General features: G+C 69.7%; 6 protein-coding genes and 1 pseudogene. 6 read left to right on the forward strand and 1 reads right to left on the reverse strand.

Annotated features, from left to right (window positions below):
* Positions 1 to 192: 192 nt before the first annotated feature.
* The 5 genes and pseudogenes from AC07DC_RS11540 to AC07DC_RS11560 all read left to right on the forward strand — a co-directional run bounded on the left by AC07DC_RS11540 (position 193) and on the right by AC07DC_RS11560 (position 6,498).
* Positions 193 to 1,806 carry a serine/threonine-protein kinase gene (locus AC07DC_RS11540; protein ID WP_478914187.1) on the forward strand — a complete coding sequence of 538 codons (1,614 nt, stop codon included), beginning with the start codon at positions 193 to 195 and terminating at the stop codon, positions 1,804 to 1,806.
* Between the two features lie 211 nt (positions 1,807 to 2,017).
* Positions 2,018 to 3,292 (forward strand): annotated as a pseudogene (locus AC07DC_RS11545) (serine/threonine-protein kinase); the annotation flags it as partial.
* Positions 3,293 to 3,412: 120 nt separating this feature from the next.
* Positions 3,413 to 4,216, forward strand: a complete 804-nt coding sequence (locus tag AC07DC_RS11550; protein ID WP_478914613.1) for a DUF8189 domain-containing protein — start codon at positions 3,413 to 3,415, stop codon at positions 4,214 to 4,216.
* A gap of 129 nt (positions 4,217 to 4,345) precedes the next feature.
* A complete protein-coding gene (gene prfB, locus AC07DC_RS11555) occupies positions 4,346 to 5,467 on the forward strand; it encodes a peptide chain release factor 2 (RefSeq protein ID WP_399654979.1) in 1,122 nt (373 codons plus the stop codon).
* Positions 5,468 to 5,727: 260 nt separating this feature from the next.
* Positions 5,728 to 6,498, forward strand: coding sequence for a hypothetical protein (locus AC07DC_RS11560; protein WP_478914188.1), 771 nt, complete (start codon positions 5,728 to 5,730; stop codon positions 6,496 to 6,498).
* 84 nt (positions 6,499 to 6,582) lie between these two features.
* Here the strand turns inward: AC07DC_RS11560 and AC07DC_RS11565 are convergent, their stop codons facing one another.
* A complete protein-coding gene (locus AC07DC_RS11565; protein ID WP_478914189.1) occupies positions 6,583 to 10,623 on the reverse strand; it encodes an SGNH/GDSL hydrolase family protein in 4,041 nt (1,346 codons plus the stop codon).
* A gap of 481 nt (positions 10,624 to 11,104) precedes the next feature.
* On the opposite strand from AC07DC_RS11565, the gene AC07DC_RS11570 reads away from it, so the two are divergent.
* Positions 11,105 to 18,076: an RHS repeat-associated core domain-containing protein gene (locus AC07DC_RS11570; protein ID WP_478914190.1), complete on the forward strand. Its 6,972-nt coding sequence runs from the start codon at positions 11,105 to 11,107 to the stop codon at positions 18,074 to 18,076.
* Positions 18,077 to 18,103: the final 27 nt, after the last annotated feature.

Here is an 18,103-nt window from a genome sequence, read left to right on the forward strand (position 1 = left end):
TGAGGGACGGTCGCGGGGCAACCAAGCGGAGTCCCGCTGCGTCCTACCTCCGAGTTCCGTACGCACTTGACATGCGGTTGTCAGCAGGCCGCCACGGCCGTCCGCACTACAGTTGGCACGGTCGGCCCCACAGGCCATGGCGAAGCAGGGAACGGAACCACGAAGCACCACCAAGACCAGGGAGCGCATGACGTGCGGCCGGTAGGCAGCAAGTACCTCCTCGAGGAGGTACTCGGACGCGGGGCCACGGGGACCGTCTGGCGCGCCCGGGTGCGCGACGAGGACGGCGTCGTCGCGATCAAGGTGCTCAAGGAAGAGCTCGCGAGCGACCCCGACATCGTGATGCGCTTCCTGCGCGAGCGCGCCGTACTCGTACGGCTGCGCCACCCGCACATCGTGCGGGTCAGGGACCTGGTGGTCGAGGGCGATCTGCTCGCCCTGGTCATGGACCTCGTCGACGGCCCCGACCTGCACCAGTACCTGCGCGACAACGGCCCGTTCTCGCCGGTCGGCGCGGCCCTGCTGACCGCCGCCGTCGCCGACGCGCTCGCCGCCAGCCACGCCGACGGCGTGGTCCACCGCGACCTCAAGCCCGCGAACGTGCTGCTCGCCACCACGTACGGCGACGACGGCAGCCCGCACATGCATCCGATGCTCACCGACTTCGGCATCGCCCGTCTGGCGGATTCGCCCGGCATCACCCGCACCCACGAGTTCGTCGGCACCCCCGCCTATGTCGCGCCGGAGTCCGCGCAGGGCAAGCCGCAGACGTCCGCCGTCGACCTGTACGGCGCGGGCATCCTGCTCTACGAGCTGGTCACCGGCCGTGCGCCGTTCCGCGGCGACAACGCGCTGGAGGTGCTGCACGCGCACCTGAGCCAGGAGCCGGTGCGCCCCGGCAACGTGCCGGAACCGCTGTGGACGGTCATCGAGCGCTGTCTGCGCAAGAGCCCGGACGAGCGGCCCAGCGCCGAGAACCTGGCCCGCGCGCTGCGCGTGGCCGCCGCCGGGATCGGCGTGCACGCGACTCCCGCCGAGGCGGAGGCGGCGCTCGGCGTCGCCGCGCTGCTCGGCCCCGACCTCGCGCCGACCACCGTCCCCGGCAGCGCCGACCCGACCCAGGTGCTGCCCGCGCACCGCTACGACCCGAACGGCGTGACCGGCGTGCTGCCGCACACCGCCCCGGCCGGGCCCGGCGCCGACGGCACCCGCGTCATGCCACCGGTGCCCGACGGCCCGCCACAGGGCCGGCCCGAGCAGCAGGCCCAGCAGCAGGGTCCGCACCCGTGGCAGTCGCAGCTCAACGCGGCCCGGCAGCGCGGCGAGCAGACCGAGCTCCAGTACCTCGACCCGGAGCAGGACCCGCTGCGCCGCAGGCCGCGACGGCAGCCCGGCGGCCAGCCGCAGGGCCGGGGTCAGCAGGGCCAGTACCAGCAGCAGGGGCAGCCCTACGCTCCGCAGCAGCCGGCGCAGCCCCAGCCGCGGTACCAGCAGCCGCAGCAGCAGGTCCAGCCGCGCTACCAGCAGCCGCAACCGCAGCGGTACGAGCCGCAGCGGCCGCCGGAGCCCGAACCCCGGCGCGAGCCGCGGCCGCGCAGCGCCAATCCGATGAAGATCCCGGGCCTGGGCTGCCTCAAGGGCTGTCTGACCACGATCCTCGTCCTGATCGTCATCTTCGTGGTGGTCTGGTACACCACGCCGCTCCCGCAGTGGGTCGACAGCGGCCAGAACCTCTGGGACACCACGACGGGGTGGATCAGCACCGCCTGGGACAAGGTCAACGAGGTCACCGGATCCGGTAACTGAGCCCGGAACCGACCCCGCTCGCCCGCGCATTCGACTCCCGTCACGCGCGTCATGCTGCCGACTTGTCGACACCTGGCGGGTGATTTCCCCCGCAGAACCACACGTCACCGCACACCGGCCCCCCGAACGGCCGCCGGGCCGCGTAGTTTTGTCGCCAACGCGACAGCGCTGCATACGGCGCGACGGACCGTCGGAGGAGTCGGAGCAGGCCTTGGCAAGGAAGATCGGCAGCCGGTACACCGCCCACCAGGTGCTGGGGCGGGGATCCGCCGGCACGGTGTGGCTGGGTGAGGGCCCCGAGGGTCCGGTCGCCATCAAACTGCTGCGCGAGGATCTCGCCTCCGACCAGGACCTCGTGGGCCGCTTCGTGCAGGAGCGCACCGCGCTGCTCTCGCTGGACCACCCGCAGATCGTCGGGATCCGCGACCTCGTCGTGGACGGCACCGACCTCGCGCTGGTCATGGACCTGGTGCGCGGTACCGACCTGCGGTCCCGCCTGGAGCGCGAGCGCCGGCTATCCCCCGAGGCCGCCGTCGCCATCGCCGCCGATGTCGCGGACGGCCTGGCCGCCGCGCACGCCGCCGGCGTCGTCCACCGCGACGTCAAGCCCGAGAACGTGCTGCTCGACTCGGCCGCCCCCACCGGACCCGGCGGCGCACCCCCCGCGCTCCTGACCGACTTCGGCATCGCCCGCCTCGTCGACTCCCCGCGTCGCACCCGGGCCACCCGCATCATCGGCACCCCCGACTACCTCGCCCCCGAGATCATCGAGGGCCTCCCGCCGCGCGCCAGTGTCGACATCTACGCCCTCGCGACCGTCCTGTACGAGCTGCTGGCCGGCTTCACGCCGTTCGGCGGTGGCCACCCCGGCGCCGTACTGCGCCGCCATGTGACCGAGGCCGTCGCACCGCTCCCGGACATTCCCGACGAGCTGTGGCAGCTCCTCTCCCAGTGCCTCGCGAAGGCTCCCGCGTCCCGGCTCACCGCCGGTGAACTGGGCGAACGCCTCCGGGACCAGCTGCCGCGGCTGGCCGGTCTGCCCCCGCTCGACGTGGACGCGCCGGACGAGCACCCGGCCGACGCCGACGCCGACACCCCGTACGAGCCGGACATCGGCCTGTTCGAGCCGCCGAGCTACCGCGGCGCCGTACCGCTGGTGCGCGGCGCGGCGCCCGACTCCAGCCGCGACACCCACACGAGCATGAAGCTGCCCACCGCCGAGGAGCTGGCCGCGTACGGCCGCGGCGCACGCGCCGGCGGCGGTCCCGGAGGTGGTCCCGGCGGCGGAGCGTCCGCCGGCCGCCCGGCGAGCCCGCGGCACCGCGCCGTCTCCGACGCCGTGCGCCGCCGCCGGGTGCGGTTGGGTGCGGCGGCGGCCGCCGCCCTCGTCGTCGCGGGGCTGGGCGGCTGGGGCATCGCCTCGCTGACCGGTGACTCCGGCTCCAAGGCGCCGGCCGACAACGACCACCCCACCACCGCCCCGCCCACCACGCACCCCACCGCCCCCACCGCGGGGGCCGCCTCGCCGCAGGGCTCCGTCGGCGCCCCGGTCGAGCTGCCGCACTGGTCCGCGTTCAGCGCGGTGCCCGCGGCCCGCGTGAAGCTGGTGGGCGGCCCGCGCGCCATCACCGTCTCGGGGACCACGTACGTCTTCGCCCGCGGCGAGGACAACGACGTCTGGTACGTCACCCGGAGCGCCGGCGCATCGGGTGGCTACGGCGCCTGGCAGCACCTGACGGGAATAGGAGTCGCCGACGATCCGGCGGTCGTCTCGGCCTCGCCGGGCCGGCTGGACCTGTTCGCCCTCGGCACAGACGATCTGCTCTACCGGCGGACCATGATCAACGGAACCTGGAACCAGTGGTACCAGGTCGACGAGCGCACCCGCTTCGACGCCGCCCCGGCCGCCGCCTCCTCCGAGCCCGGCCGGATCGACCTCGTCGGCCGCTCCGGCGGCGACCTGGTCACCGCCTCCCTGGTCGGCACCCGCTGGAACGCCTGGTCGGTGGTCCCCACCCCCGGCCGGATCACCGCCGCCCCCGGGCTCGTCTCCCGCGCCAGGGGGACCCTGGACGCGTTCGTCGTCCGCAAGGCCGACGGCGCGGTGCTGCGGCTGCCGTTCTCGGCGGGCGCCTGGCGGCCCCCGGTCGTCCTGCGGGGCCTGGACGCCGCCGGCCGCCCCGAGCCGCTCGCCTCCGGCGACCGGGTCTACGCCTTCGCGCCGGCCGCCTCCGGTGGCCTCTCCCAGGCCGCGGGCCCGGTCGCCGGCGGCGCCGAGTGGTCCGTCGCCGCCCTGCCGGGCGCCACTGCGGCCACCACCCCGGCCGCCGTCACGTCATCCGGGCGCGTGCTGGAGCTGTACGTGCGCACCCCGGCCGGATCCCTCACGCGGGCGACCGCCCAGGTCTGACCGGGGTCGCCGTCGCGCAGCGGGCTCGGGGTCCGGTTCGGGCCCTGCTCGGGGTCGGGAGAGGGCCTCCCACCGCAGGATCGCCACCGGGCGAGAACGTCCCGTTCGACCAGCCGGTAGTCTGGACCCGTGGCAGTCGTCGATGTATCCGAAGAGCTGAAGTCCCTCTCCTCGACCATGGGGTCGATCGAGGCCGTCCTGGACCTCGACGCGATGCGGGCCGATATCGTCGTTCTCGAGGAGCAGGCCGCGGCGCCGTCCCTCTGGGACGACCCGGAGGCGGCGCAGAAGATCACGAGCAAGCTCTCGCACCTCCAGGCCGAGCTGCGCAAAGCCGAGCAGCTCCGCGGCCGGATCGACGACCTGTCGTTGATGTTCGAGCTCGCCGAGGACGAGGGCGACGCCGATGCCCTCGCCGAGGCCGAGGAAGAACTGGTCTCGGTCCGCAAGGCGCTCGACGAGCTGGAGATCCGCACCCTTCTCTCCGGCGAGTACGACGCCCGTGAGGCCCTGGTCAACATCCGTGCGGAAGCCGGTGGCGTGGACGCCGCCGACTTCGCCGAGCAGCTCCAGCGCATGTACCTGCGCTGGGCCGAGCGCCACGGCTACCAGACGGAGGTCTACGAGACCTCCTACGCCGAAGAGGCCGGCATCAAGTCGACCACCTTCGCCGTGAAGGCCCCGTACGCGTACGGCACTCTCTCCGTCGAGCAGGGCACCCACCGCCTGGTGCGCATCTCGCCCTTCGACAACCAGGGCCGCCGCCAGACCTCCTTCGCCGGCGTCGAGGTGCTCCCGGTCGTCGAGAAGACCGACCACCTCGAGATCGACGAGTCCGAGCTGCGCGTGGACGTCTACCGCGCCTCCGGCCCCGGCGGCCAGGGCGTCAACACCACCGACTCCGCGGTGCGGTTGACCCACATCCCCACCGGCATCGTGGTCTCCTGCCAGAACGAGCGCTCGCAGATCCAGAACAAGGCCAGCGCCATGAACGTCCTCCAGGCCAAGCTCCTCGAGCGCCGCCGCCAGGAGGAGCAGGCCCTGATGGACTCCCTCGGCAAGAGCGACGGCGGCAACTCCTGGGGCAGCCAGATGCGTTCGTACGTCCTGCACCCGTACCAGATGGTCAAGGACCTGCGCACCGACTACGAGGTCGGCAACCCGCAGGGCGCCCTCGACGGTGACATCGACGGCTTCATCGAGGCGGGCATCCGCTGGCGCAAGGGCCAGCAGAAGGCTTCCCAGGACTAGGACCTGTCGGACCTCCGACGCGTCGTTTTCTGTCGGCAACTGCCATCCAAAGGATGGCAGTTGCCATTTTTATGTCACAGCCACATACACAACTGCCCGGCAAATGACGGTAATTCCGGCATTCCGGCTGGAATGACCTTGACGCTGTCGTGAATTATGGGAAGGGTGTTGCGCGGCATGCGTATGACCGGGGCGTGAGGTCCCGTCCTGGTCCATAGCTGCTCCACATACGAAGATCCGCTACTGGGGGTAGTTACCAGATGAGCAAGAAGAACACTCGACTGCGCATGGCGCGCATAGCCGCCGCCGCGGTCATCGCCACGGGCGCGTCCCTGACCGCGGTGGGCGCCGCCCAGGCTGTCACGGGCCACGCCGAGGTCACTGTCACCACGAACGCCGCTGGTGACAGTGAGGGCACGACCGGCACGACCGGTGACACCACCGCGGGGGTTACCACCATTGGTGGCACCATCGGTGAGACCACCACGGGTGAGACGACCACGACCGGTACGACGGGTCAGACCACCACGGGTGAGACCACGACGACCGGTACGACGGGTCAGACCACCACGGGTGAGACCACCACCACCGGTACCACCGGTCAGACCACCACCACCGGCACTACGGGTCAGACCACCACCACCGGTACCACGGGTCAGACCACCACCACCGGTACGACCGGTACCACGGGTTCGACCGGCACCACCGGTTCGACGGGCACCACGGGAACGACCGGCACCACCGGTTCGACCGGCACCACGGGCTCCACCGGCACCACGGGCAGCTCGACCAGCGGTTCGACCGGCGGTGGCAACACCTGCACCCTGACCGGCGACAGCGTCGACTGCAACAACACCGGCACGGACAACCAGAACACCAAGCCGGTGGCGCAGGGCAACACCAACCAGGAGCTGGCCAAGACCGGTTCCGGCGAGACCACCTTCCTGCTGGTCGGTGCCGCCACCATGATCGCCGGTGGCATCGGCTTCCGCATGATGCCGCGCCTCACCAACCGGCGCACGGCTGCCTGATCCGGCCGCCAGTAGCCAGATCTTCATGAGAGGGGCCCGGAGCGCGCAGGCGGCGCGCTCCGGGCCCCTCTCATGTGCGGTGCCTCAGGAGCCGACGGGAGACCGATCAGGGCTGAGCATGTTGAGGTCGAAGGCTGAAGTTATGGCCTGGTAGGCGTCGTTCGTCAGGTTGACATGGTCACCGGTATCGAAGTCGTCCGGGGCCACTCCCGCGTTGAGTTTCAGGGCGGGCGGGTCAAGGGTGCTCGTCTCGTCGGGGACGGCCACCGCCGATTCGCTGTCGACGTTGGTGACATACGGAGCCGTGATGTCCGTCTGTTCCGTGATCCAGCTGTTGACGTTCGCACGATTGGCATCGACGGTGTCGGTGCAGGGTGCATATCCGCGGCAGGGTGTGAGGGTGGTGAAGACGACCTTGATGCCCCAGGCCTCGAGCTGATCGCGCAGCGTCGTGTAACCGTTGCTGAGAGTCGTGTCGTCCGTGCCGAGAACAATGTCCTTGAGGCCCTCGTTCACCACCACTGTCCTGATGCCGGGTATGGACAGGACGTCACGGTCAAGGCGGGTCAGGAGGGCGATGTCCCCTGTGGGCGCCAGATCGACTGCCACGCGATTGTTCTCCATGCCTGCGGCCACAACTCCGTAGTCGGGTACAGCCGGGTCGTTGCGCAGCGCCGTCCCAAGATCGTCGGAGAGGCGTGAACCCTTCGAGACAGCCTTGTTGCTGGTGCCGAAGGGATCGATCAGACCATCGCCGGTGACCGCCACGGTGGGCTGGTTGCCGGCCGTGGTGACCGCTATGTCCGTGAGAATGTCGCTGAACGTACCCCAGACGACCCCGGTGCCTGCGAAGGCGGCACCCGCCGTGTCCGCCGTGTGGTCCCCCGATCCGACGGCGCTGACGTACATGGTCGTTGCCGATGCCCAGCTGTGGTGCGGCAGATAGGCCGCGCTGTTGGCCAGATGGAAGCTGATCATGACGTTCGTGCCCGCGGTGACCGTGGTCGTCACGGGGTCACTGTACTTTTCACCGCCTACGGGGATCGTGATCGAGTGATTGCCGCCGTCGAAGGTGAGATCGGTCGGGGCCGCGGTCGGAATCGCGCCCGAGGACTGGGTCGCGAGCGTGGTGTGGTCGAGGACCAAGGGCGTGACGCCCTGGGCGTTCGACAGGCGGATACGCAGCCCGGATCCGCTGACGCTGGGCGTCGCCGCGATCCGGAAGGTCTGGTCCCTGAAGTCGGTGCCTTCGTAGCTGGCCGCCCACTCGGTCGGTGAACTCCACGCCCCCGTCCACGAAGCACCGTTCGGTGCCGGCGTGGTGTCCCGTACCGCCATGCCGAAGATGTGCAGGCCCGGGACGTTGTGCACGGCCGAACCACTGATGTCGGGGAGGGTGACCGAGTCGATCTGCGCGCCGGGCCGTAGCGGGACGGCGAAGGCGTAGATCTTGGCGGGGATGTTCTTCTGGCCGGTGGGCGAGTTGAGGTGGGGGAGCGTGATCGTGCCGAGGCTGTGGGCGCCCGTGGCCCAGTCCGGTGCGGACAGATAGTACGGGGCGGGCGCGGTCGAGCCGGCGTAGGTGATCGAGCCGGTCGGGGACTCGCAGTCGGTCGGGATGCCGTAGCCGAGGCGGCAGTTGGTGCCGACGACGGGACTGCCGTCCGGGATGACGGGACTCGAATGGTCGGCGGGGTTCAGGTCCGAGGCGGTGTACGCGTGGGTCGAGGTGGCCAGAAATATCAGCGCGTTGCCGCTGGCCCCGTTCATACCGATGGTCTGGTTGGCGGCCATGACGTTGTCCGCCGCGCCCGATCCGAAGGTGGGAAGTGTGAACGTGGCGCCGTCCACGGTGAGCTTGCCACCGGGTTGCCAGCCGGCTGCCTGAAGGTCCTGGAGGGACAGGCTCTGGCCGTCGGCGTCGGCGTTGGCCGTGCCTGGAGTGCTGTTGGAGGAGACCGCCGTGTTGTTGAAGGCGGCCTGGAGGTTCGGGTACGTACTCGGGGCGTGTCCCATGGCGATGAACTCGTAGGAATACATGGCCGATGCGTTGCCGGCCGCGTCCACCGCATACACCCACAGGGTGTGGGTGCCCGGCCCCGGCGGGGTGACCGGGATCGAGGCGCTGTTGTTGGTCGCGGTCACGGTCTGTGCGGCAGGCGGATTGCTGGTCGGCGGCTGGGCGTCGAGGCCGTAGACGAACTTCGCGGCGGTGTTGTTCGACGTGCCCGGGTTCACGCTGGCGGTGAAGGTGCCCGGGGTGCCGGCGGCGGCGCCCGGAGTGTGCTCGGGGTAGAGATTGCCGGCCGATTTCACGGTCGGTACGTCCGGCTGGCGCTGGTCGACGGTGAAGTGGCACACGGATCCGTTGCCCGTGGTGTCCTTCCCGTCGGTTGTGGTGACCTGCCAGTCGACGGTGGTGCCGTCCTTCAGGCCCGTGATGAACGCCGAGGGCAGCTGGATGGGCGCCTTCTGGCCGCTGGCCACGGTCGCGGATGTCGCGCTGACTTTGGTCGCGGCGCCGTTGACCCAGTAGGTGTAGGTGGCCGCAAGGGCGTCCCGGTCCGCGTCGCTGACGGTTGAGGTGAGGGTCGGCGGGGTGGTGGCGACGGTTTTGCCGACCACCGGGTAGGGCGTCCCGGTCGCGCACCCCAGAGCCATGGAGCCGACGTTCGCGGACAGCGCGCCCGGCACGTTCGGCACGTGGTTGTAGGTGATGCTCAACGACGGATTCGGCGAGAAGCGCTTGAAGTACGTGCCGCTGGACTCGTCTCCGACCAGGGCGAACGTCCAACTGCCCTGGGATGCGGTGGCGGCTTTGGCGATCGTCGCGGTGACCGGGTAGCCGTAGGAGGGCTGGCTGCTGCAGGCGGGGCCCCAGCTGTGGGTGCCGAGGTTGCTGATGCCCGCCGGCTTGGTGTTCCAGGTGGTGTTGGCGTTGAACGCGTTGGTCGACACGAGTGCCACGTTGGCGGAGGCGCTGCAGCTCGACGAGGAGGCCTCCAGAACGTTCGTCGTCGCGGACACGATATGGGTGCGCCAGACGCTCGACGGGATCGCGACCTGGAAGTACGAACGCTCCAGTCCGACGCAGCCGGACCAGGTGTTGTTCCCGACTCCCGGGTTGCCGTACTTGGTCGAGTCGTAGTTCTTCGCGGTCGGGCACCCCGACTGCACCTCGACGAAGTGCTGCCGGGAGCCGGATGCCGGGTGCGGATTCCAGGAGGGGTCGATGAAGAGCGGGTAGCGGGTGGCGGCGCCGGTCAGCAGTTTCCGGTCCGGCGTGAGGGCGATGGACGCGCCGTTCACCTTGGCGCCGATGGGCGCCACTTGGGCGCCTCTGCCCGGTCCGCGCGAAGTGGACGCGTCACTTCCGGGTGCCGGGTCCGCCGAGCCGGGTGCGACGCTCTTCGCCCCGCCCGCGCTGCTGCCCGAGGAGTCCCACATCTGCGGCTGGGGTGCGCTGAACAGCACCTGGCCGTCCGGTGCGATCGCCTGCAGGTTGTCGTGGCCGTCGTCGCCGACCGTCACGCCGATGGTCCGGGCGGCCAGCTTCACCGAGGTCAGCTTTGGATTGGCAGCGGCTTTCGCGTTCTTGACGATCAGGACCTCGGTGAATCCACCGCGGGTGTCCGCGGTGAGCCGGAGGTCCACGCCGGGTAGCACCTCGGCGTAGGTGATCTCAGAGCCCGAGGTGGTGGGGGCCGGGAGCGCAGTCGGCCAGGACAGGGCCAGTTGGGCTGCGCCGTTCTTCATCGTGGCCAGCGGTCCCGTACCGCCTCCGGAGAAGGAGAGGGCGCCGGACGCGGCCGACGGGCTGAACGATCCGTCGGCGTTCCGGGTCAGCCGACTGTCGACCGGGACCCATCCCTTGTTCTTTCGCACCCGCTCGGGCTGCGCGCTGGTGGTCCAGGTGACGGAGCCGGAGGGGTTCGCGCTGACGGTGTCCGTCCCGCTGGTCAGCGCGTTCACGCCGACGGCCTTGCCGGTAGCCGCAGCCTGACGCTGAGCCACGTCGAGTGCCTTCTCCTGGGCCGCGGTCAGTCCCGAGCTCTGCTTCCGGAGCATGCTGCCCAGCGGCTGGTCAGGGATCGGATCGGGGACGACCGGGGCCGGTTTTCCCATCGATGTGGCGGCTCCGTGACTATCGGCGGAAGCCGTCGGAGCCGTCGCCAGAATTACTCCGGGTGATGCGGTGACGATGAGTGCGGCACATAGCAGTGTTGCTGTCCGGCGTCTATGGAGTGATGAACCGTGGTCCCGCATGCAGGCCCCCCATGGGCATGTCGGAATGGCGTTCTCGCTCCGGGACGGTAGCGATTTATCGCGGCGGGTAACAAGAGATTATTGGTAAAGATGCCGTCGCATCGACTTGGCACGCATGCCCCGATTTCGCACTATTGACAGCGGACCAGCCGTCCCGTACGTAACATTACTTGGCGCTTTCTTTGCCATTGCTTAACTTCCCTAATAACTCGATAAAGGTGTTCGCTGCTAGGTTCACCGGGCTATCACTTCGAAGCGGGGGGTTTCGGTGATCATTCGGCCTGGGGCGCGCTCTGGATTCCGGCATCGCGGCAGAACGATGATTTCCGCGGCATGGATCGTGTTCGCCTCCACCCTGGTGCTTCTCGTCACCGCCGCTGATCCGGCCACGGCCCTCGCATTCGATTCCGCGGGAAAGCGGAATTACGCCGTCACCCCGGACAAGGCGCATCCGGTCGACGTCACACCGGTCGCGACCCACCCCGTGAAGAGCCGGACGACACCGACCTGGGACGCGGCGCACGCCAAGAAGTCCTGGCCGGTGGCCGCTTCGGCGGACGTTGTCCTGCCGGCGCCGGGATCGACGTCCGCGTCGGCGCCTTCCTCCGCACCGACCCCGACGGCTTCCGCATCGGTCGGCAAGGCACCGGAGCGGAATTCCATCCAGGCCGGAACGCTGCCGGTGCGGGTAGCGGCTCTCACGTCTTCCGCGACTCCCACCGGCACTCCCACCGCACCCTCGGCCCGCTCCACCGCCGTCCCCGACCAGCCCGTCACCAAGGTCCGCGTCGCGATGGCCGGGCAGGACGCCGTCACCCGGGCCGGAATCGCCGGTGTCATGACGTCCGTGACCCGTACGGACGGCGGGACGGGCGGTTCGGTCCACCTCGCTCTCGACTACACGGCATTCCGCGAGGCCTACGGCGGCGACTGGGCCTCCCGCCTGCACCTCGTCCAGCTGCCCGCTTGCGCGTTGACCACCCCGGGTCTCGCGCAGTGCCGCACCCAGACCCCCTTGCGCTCCGCGAACGACGTCGCGAGCGGCCAGGTGGCAGCCGATGTCGCGCTCCCCGCCGCGCCCTCCAACGGGTCCGCCGCGCCCGCGTTCCGTCCTGCCGCTCAGCCCGTCGTGCTGGCTGCCCTCTCGGGTGGCAGTGGCGGTGGCGGTACCTACGGCGCGACGTCCCTGTCCCCTTCCGGCCAGTGGTCGGCGGGCGGTTCGACCGGTGGGTTCTCCTGGTCGTACCCGATCGGACTGCCGGAGGTGCCGGGCGGCCTCAAGCCGTCCGTCGCCCTGAACTACGGTTCGCAGGGCGTGGACGGCAGGATCTCGTCCACCAACAGCCAGGCCTCCTGGATCGGTGACGGCTGGGACTACTCGCCCGGTTTCGTGGAACGCGGCTACGTCTCCTGCGCCGACGACGCGGCGAGCGGCAGCCCCAAGACCTCCGACGAGTGCTGGTCGGACGCCGCCGACTCGATCACCCTCTCGCTCAACGGCTCCTCCAACACCCTGGTCTACGACGACGCCAAGAAGACATGGCACCCGCAGAGCGACAGCGGCGAGAAGATCTCGGTCCGGACGGACACCATCAACGGCGACAACGACCACGAGTACTGGGTCGTGACCACGCAGGACGGCACCGACTACTACTTCGGCAGGAACCAGCTTCCCGGCTGGACCACCGGCAGCGCGGCGACCAACTCGGTCTGGACCGTCCCGGTCTTCGGCAACGACGCCAACGAGCCCTGCCACGCCGCGACGTTCGACGCATCGTCGTGCCAGCAGGCGTACCGCTGGAACCTCGACTACGTCGTGGACAGCCACGGCAACGCGCTGAGCTACTGGTACACCCCCGAGACCGGCTACTACGGCAAGAACAACGCGACCACGCCGCCCACGCCGTACACCCGTAGTGGCTACCTGGCGAAGATCCAGTACGGCCAGCGCGCCGGCAAGGTCTACGACGCCGCGTCGCCGGCCGCCGCCCAGGTGTCCTTCGACACCGCCGAACGCTGCATCCCCGTCACCGGTGTCTTCGACTGTGCCCCCGACAAGCTGACGGCCGCCAATGCGTCACGCTGGCCGGACGTGCCTTTCGACCAGAACTGCGCGTCGTCCGGCAGCTGCGCCAACCACGGCCCGTCCTTCTGGACGACGAAGCGGCTGACCGGGATCCGGACCCAGGTGCTGGCCGGCACGAAGCTCCTGGACGTGGATGCCTGGTCGCTCACCCACATCTTCCCTCCCACCGGTGACACCACGACCCCGGCGCTGTGGCTGAGCTCCATCACCCGTACCGGTAAGGCCGGCGGCGGCAACGACTCCTTGCCCCCCGTGAAGTTCGAGAGCCAGGTGTTCGCCAACCGGGTGGACGGCAACGACGGCTACCAGCCCATCACCCGCCCGCGCATGACGACGATCACGACCGAATCCGGTGAAGTGATCACCGTCAACTACCTCGCGGCGCAGTGCCACCGCAAAGGCACGGTCGTGATGCCGGCGAGCCCGGCCACCAACACCCTGCGCTGCTATCCCTCGTACTGGACGCCACCGGGCCAGACCACACCACAGCTGGACTGGTTCAACAAGACCGTCGTCGGCTCCGTCACCGAACAGGACCCGACGGGCGGCGGCCTTCCCAAGCAGGCCACGTACACCTACGGCGTCGACGCGGCCTGGCACTTCAATGACGATCCGGGTACCGATCCCAAGTACCGCACCTACAACCAGTGGCGCGGCTACGGCCAGGTCGACGTGACCACGGGTACCGCGCCCGAGAACATCACGCTGTCCCGGAGCACGTTCTTCCGCGGCATGGGCAAGAACCTGGGCAACAGCGCCAACTCCGACACGGTCAATGACGCGGACGCGCTGGCGGGCCAGACGTACGAGACGCTGAGCTACAACGGCCAGGGCGGAGCCCTGCTCGCCGACACCGTCAACTACCCGTGGCTGGGCCCGGTGACGGCGACGCAGTCACGTACCAAGGTCGGGCTCGACCCCTTGCAGGCGCGGCCCGCGCCCAACACCGCACGCACCCTGACCACGACGACCAAGGCGGATCACACAGCCCGCACCACGGAGACCGTCACCGCGTTCGACGACGCCACCGGGTTGCCGACCTCCGTCGACGACAAGGGCGACCTCTCGACCGCGGCCGACGACAAGTGCTCCCGCACCTGGTACGCCAAGGACGCCTCCGGGGCGACGCTGCCGCTGCCACGCCGGGTCCAGACGGTCTCGGTCGGCTGCGCGGCCACCCCCACGTTCCCGCAGAACGCCGTCAGCGACGACCTGACATTCTTCGACGGCTCCACCGACAACCTGGCGGCTCCCGGACTCGGCGACACCACCATGGTGCAGAAGGCCGATTCGGTGGCGGCCGACGGCACTCCGCACTACACCACGGCCCTGAAGTCGCACTACGACGCGTACGGCCGCCAGGACAGCGAGACCGACGCGCTCGGGCGCACCACCACGACCGTGTTCACGGCCGCCACCGACACCACCCCGCCCACCATCAGGGTCACCCGGCCCCAGGTCACCGGCCAGTCAGCAGCCTTCACCACCACCACGACCCTGGACCCGGCCCGCGGCCTGGACGTGAAGACCACCGACGCCGCCGGATACTCGACCACCAGCACGTACGACGCCCTCGGCCGGCTGACCGCCGTCTGGCAGCCCGGCTTCTCCACCAGCAACGGGCCCAACACCAAGTACGCCTACGACCTCAGGTCCGCCGGCCCGTCGACGGTCACCACCCAGACCCTCAACGACCACGGCACCTACCGCACCTCGGTCTCACTGCTCGACGCGCTGCTGCGGCCCCGCGAGACCCAGACCGAGACCGTCGACGGCGGCCGGGTCATCTCCGACACGGTCTACGACTCGCACGGCTGGCCGGTGAAGAGCGCCGGCCCGTACTACGCCACCGGCGCACCGTCCGGCACCCTGGTCACCGCCCCCGACAACCAGGTCCCGACCCAGAGCGGCACCTTCTACGACGGCGCGGGCCGCGTCACCGTCTCCGCGGCGTACACCAAGGCCTCGGAGACCTGGCGCACCACCACGGCCTATCCGGGCTCCGACCGCACCGATGTCACCCCGCCCGCCGGCGCCACACCCACCTCCACGTACACCGACGCGCGTGGCAACACCACCTCGCTGCTCCGCTACCACGGCGCCACCCCCAGCGGGGCCGCCGACACCGCCACGTACACCTATGACGTGTCGGGCCGCCAGCTCACGCAGGACGACGGAGCCGGGCACACCTGGTCCAACACCTACGACCTGCTGGGCCGCCGGTACGCGCAGGACGACCCGGACACCGGCCACTCGACCTCCAGCTACGACAACGGCGGCCAGCTGCTCTCCGCGACCGACGCGCGGGGCAAGACCGTCAGCTACACGTACGACGAGCTGGGCCGGAAGACCGCTTCGTACGACACGACCGGCGGCGCGGCTCCCTCCAGCAGCAACCAGCTGGCCTCCTGGGCGTACGACTCCCTCAAGAAGGGGCTGCCGACCTCCTCGACGCGCTACGACGGCGGAGCCGCCTACACCAGCAAGGTCGTCGGCTACGACTCGCACGGCTGGCCCACCGCGAGTGCGCTGATCGTGCCCCCCAAGGAGGACGGCCTCGCCGGCACGTATGTCACGCAGAACCAGTACAACCCGACCGGCACACTGCTCTCCTACACCGACGCCAACCCGTCCACGAGCCTGCTGCCGCAGGAGACCGTGACCTACGGCTACGACGAGTTCGGCCACCAGAAGAGCGCGGGCAGCACCACCCTGGCGGCCTCGCTGAGCTGGACGGAGTTCGACGAGCCGTATCAGTACACCCTGGGCGCCAGCGGCAACTTCACCCAGCAAACCTTCACCTACGACCAGCAGACGCACCAGCTGAAGGACTCGTTCGTGGTGACGGCGGCGGGCGCGAAGATCGCCGACCGGACGACCTACGACTACCAGCCGTCCGGCAACGTCACCAGGATCCGCGACGGCCTCGGCGACGGCACCACCGACACCCAGTGCTTCACCTACGACTGGGCCCAGCGGCTCTCCTCGGCCTGGACCGCCACCGACGCCTGCGCCGCGGTCCCGGCGGCGGGCGCCGCGAGCACGGTCGGCAGCCCCCTGGCCGCCCCGGCGTACTGGCAGTCCTGGACCTACGACGCCACCGGCAACCGGCGGTCGCAGACCGACCACGACCTGACGGGCGACGCCACCAAGGACTCCGTCTCCACCTACACCCAGGCCGCAGCGGGCAAGGGGCCGGCGCACGCCCTGTCCAACGTCAGCACGGCGGGTCCCGGCGGCCCGGCCGGCAACACCAGCACGGACTACACGTACGACAGTGCCGGGAACATCGCCACCCGCACCGCCCGCGCCGGCACGGACACCTTCACCTTCAACGACGAGGGCAAGCTGGCCGACCTGGCCAGGACCGGCACCGCCACTTCCACCAAGTACCTCTATGACGCTGGCGGTTCGCTGCTCATCCGCCGCGACGCCGACTCGACGGTCCTGTTCACCGGCGACCAGGAGATCACCCTCAAGAACGGCGCCGCCAAGGCCGACGGATCCCGCTACATCTCCCTCGGCGGCCAGACCGTCGCCGTCCACACCGCCGACTCCGCCGGCGAACGCGTCGCCTACTCCATCTCCGACCGGCAGGGCACCGCCCAGCTCCAGATCGACGCGGGCACCCAGCAGGCCACCCGCCGCCAGTACAAGCCCTTCGGGGAGTCCCGCACCGCCGCCGCGACCTGGCAAGGGACCCGCGGCTACGTAGGCGGCGAACAGGACGACGCCACCGGCCTGACCAACCTCGGCGCCCGCGAGTACGACTCCACCGTCGGCCGCTTCCTCACCCCCGATCCGGTCCTGGTCCCCGACGCCCCCGACTCGTGGAACGCCTACGCCTACGCCGGCAACAGCCCCGTCACGTCGTCCGACCCCTCGGGCCTCTGCCCGGCGGACCTGTGCGGAGTCGGCGTCCCGTACGCGGACGGCTCCGGCCGCATCAACCAGAGCGGCCCGATCGATCCGGGCAACCCTGATGCCGGCGCCTGCCACAACGGCAAGTGCAGCCGCCCTGACGGCAATCCCGTCGGCAGCGGCAAGGCCCGCGCCGCCGACGCGGCCCGCTCCCAGGCCGAATCCGCCGCAGCGGAACGCGCCGCCGCCACAGCCCAGGCGGCAGCCACCGCCGCCCGGAAGTCCAAGCAGGGCCTGACCAGCCAGATCATCAACCTGGTCGGCGACCTCATCGGCTTCAACGACGCCAAGTCCTGCTTCACCGAGGGCGACGTCATGGGCTGCATCAACACCGCCCTCAACGCCGTCCCCTGGGGCAAGCTCTTCAAGGCGGTCAAGGTCGCCTTCAAGGCCTTCAAGGTCTGGCGCTCCCTGAAACGCGCCGAAACAGCCATCAAGGACGCCGAGGAAGCCGCCCGCGCGGCGGAAGACATCGTGAAGGCGACGCGCGCCCAGTCGGAGGCGCGCGAAGCGGTCGATGCCGTGGCGGAAACCTGTTCCGTCCACAGTTTCACCGCCGGCACCGGCGTTCTCCTGGCCGACGGCAGCACCAAACCCATCGCCGAAGTCCAGCCGGGCGACACGGTCAAGGCCACCGACCCGCAGACCGGAACGACAGCCGCCGAGCCGGTCCAGAAGCAGATCGTCACCCACGACGACACCGAGTTCACCGACGTGACGGTGGCAGCGACCCCGACAGGGCCGCAAGCCAAGATCACCACCACCTGGCACCACCCCTTCTGGGACGCCACCCACCACCGCTGGACCGACGCAAAGAACCTGACCCCGGGCACCAAGCTCCAACAGCCCGATGGAAAGACGCTCTCGGTACTGGAAGTCCGCAATTACCATGCGGCCGGAACTACTTACGACCTTACGGTTGTGGACCTCCACACGTATTTCGTGCTGGCAGGGGTCGCTCCGGTCCTGGTGCACAATTGTGGGCCTGGGCGAGAATTGATCGGCGACGAGAAGTCGAACCATATTCTGGAAGGGCATGCACATCCGGGCGCCCCTGGAAAGACTGTATTCCCTGAGAATTGGACCCATGACGACATTCTCGATGCGGTAGCCGACGTGACGACGAGTCCGAACAGTACGCGAGTATGGTCAAAGGGATCTGCGAAATTCGCCGAGCGAACCTTGCGGACCAGGAAGGGAGATCCCGCGATTCAGGATGTCACGGGAGTTGTGAACGGCGTGAAGATCCTCGTGCGCTACGAGCCGCTCAATGATATCGTCCATACGGCTTTTCCACTCTATTGAGGTGAGGCGCTGATCGTGGACCGACTG

The organism is Streptomyces sp. NPDC045021, from assembly GCF_056432645.1.

Coding starts and splice junctions, on each gene's coding strand:
- AC07DC_RS11565 (WP_478914189.1), bottom strand. CDS start 10,623: ATGGGAAAACCGGCCCCGGTCGTCCCCGATCCGATCCCTGACCAGCCG.
- AC07DC_RS11560 (WP_478914188.1), top strand. CDS start 5,728: ATGAGCAAGAAGAACACTCGACTGCGCATGGCGCGCATAGCCGCCGCC.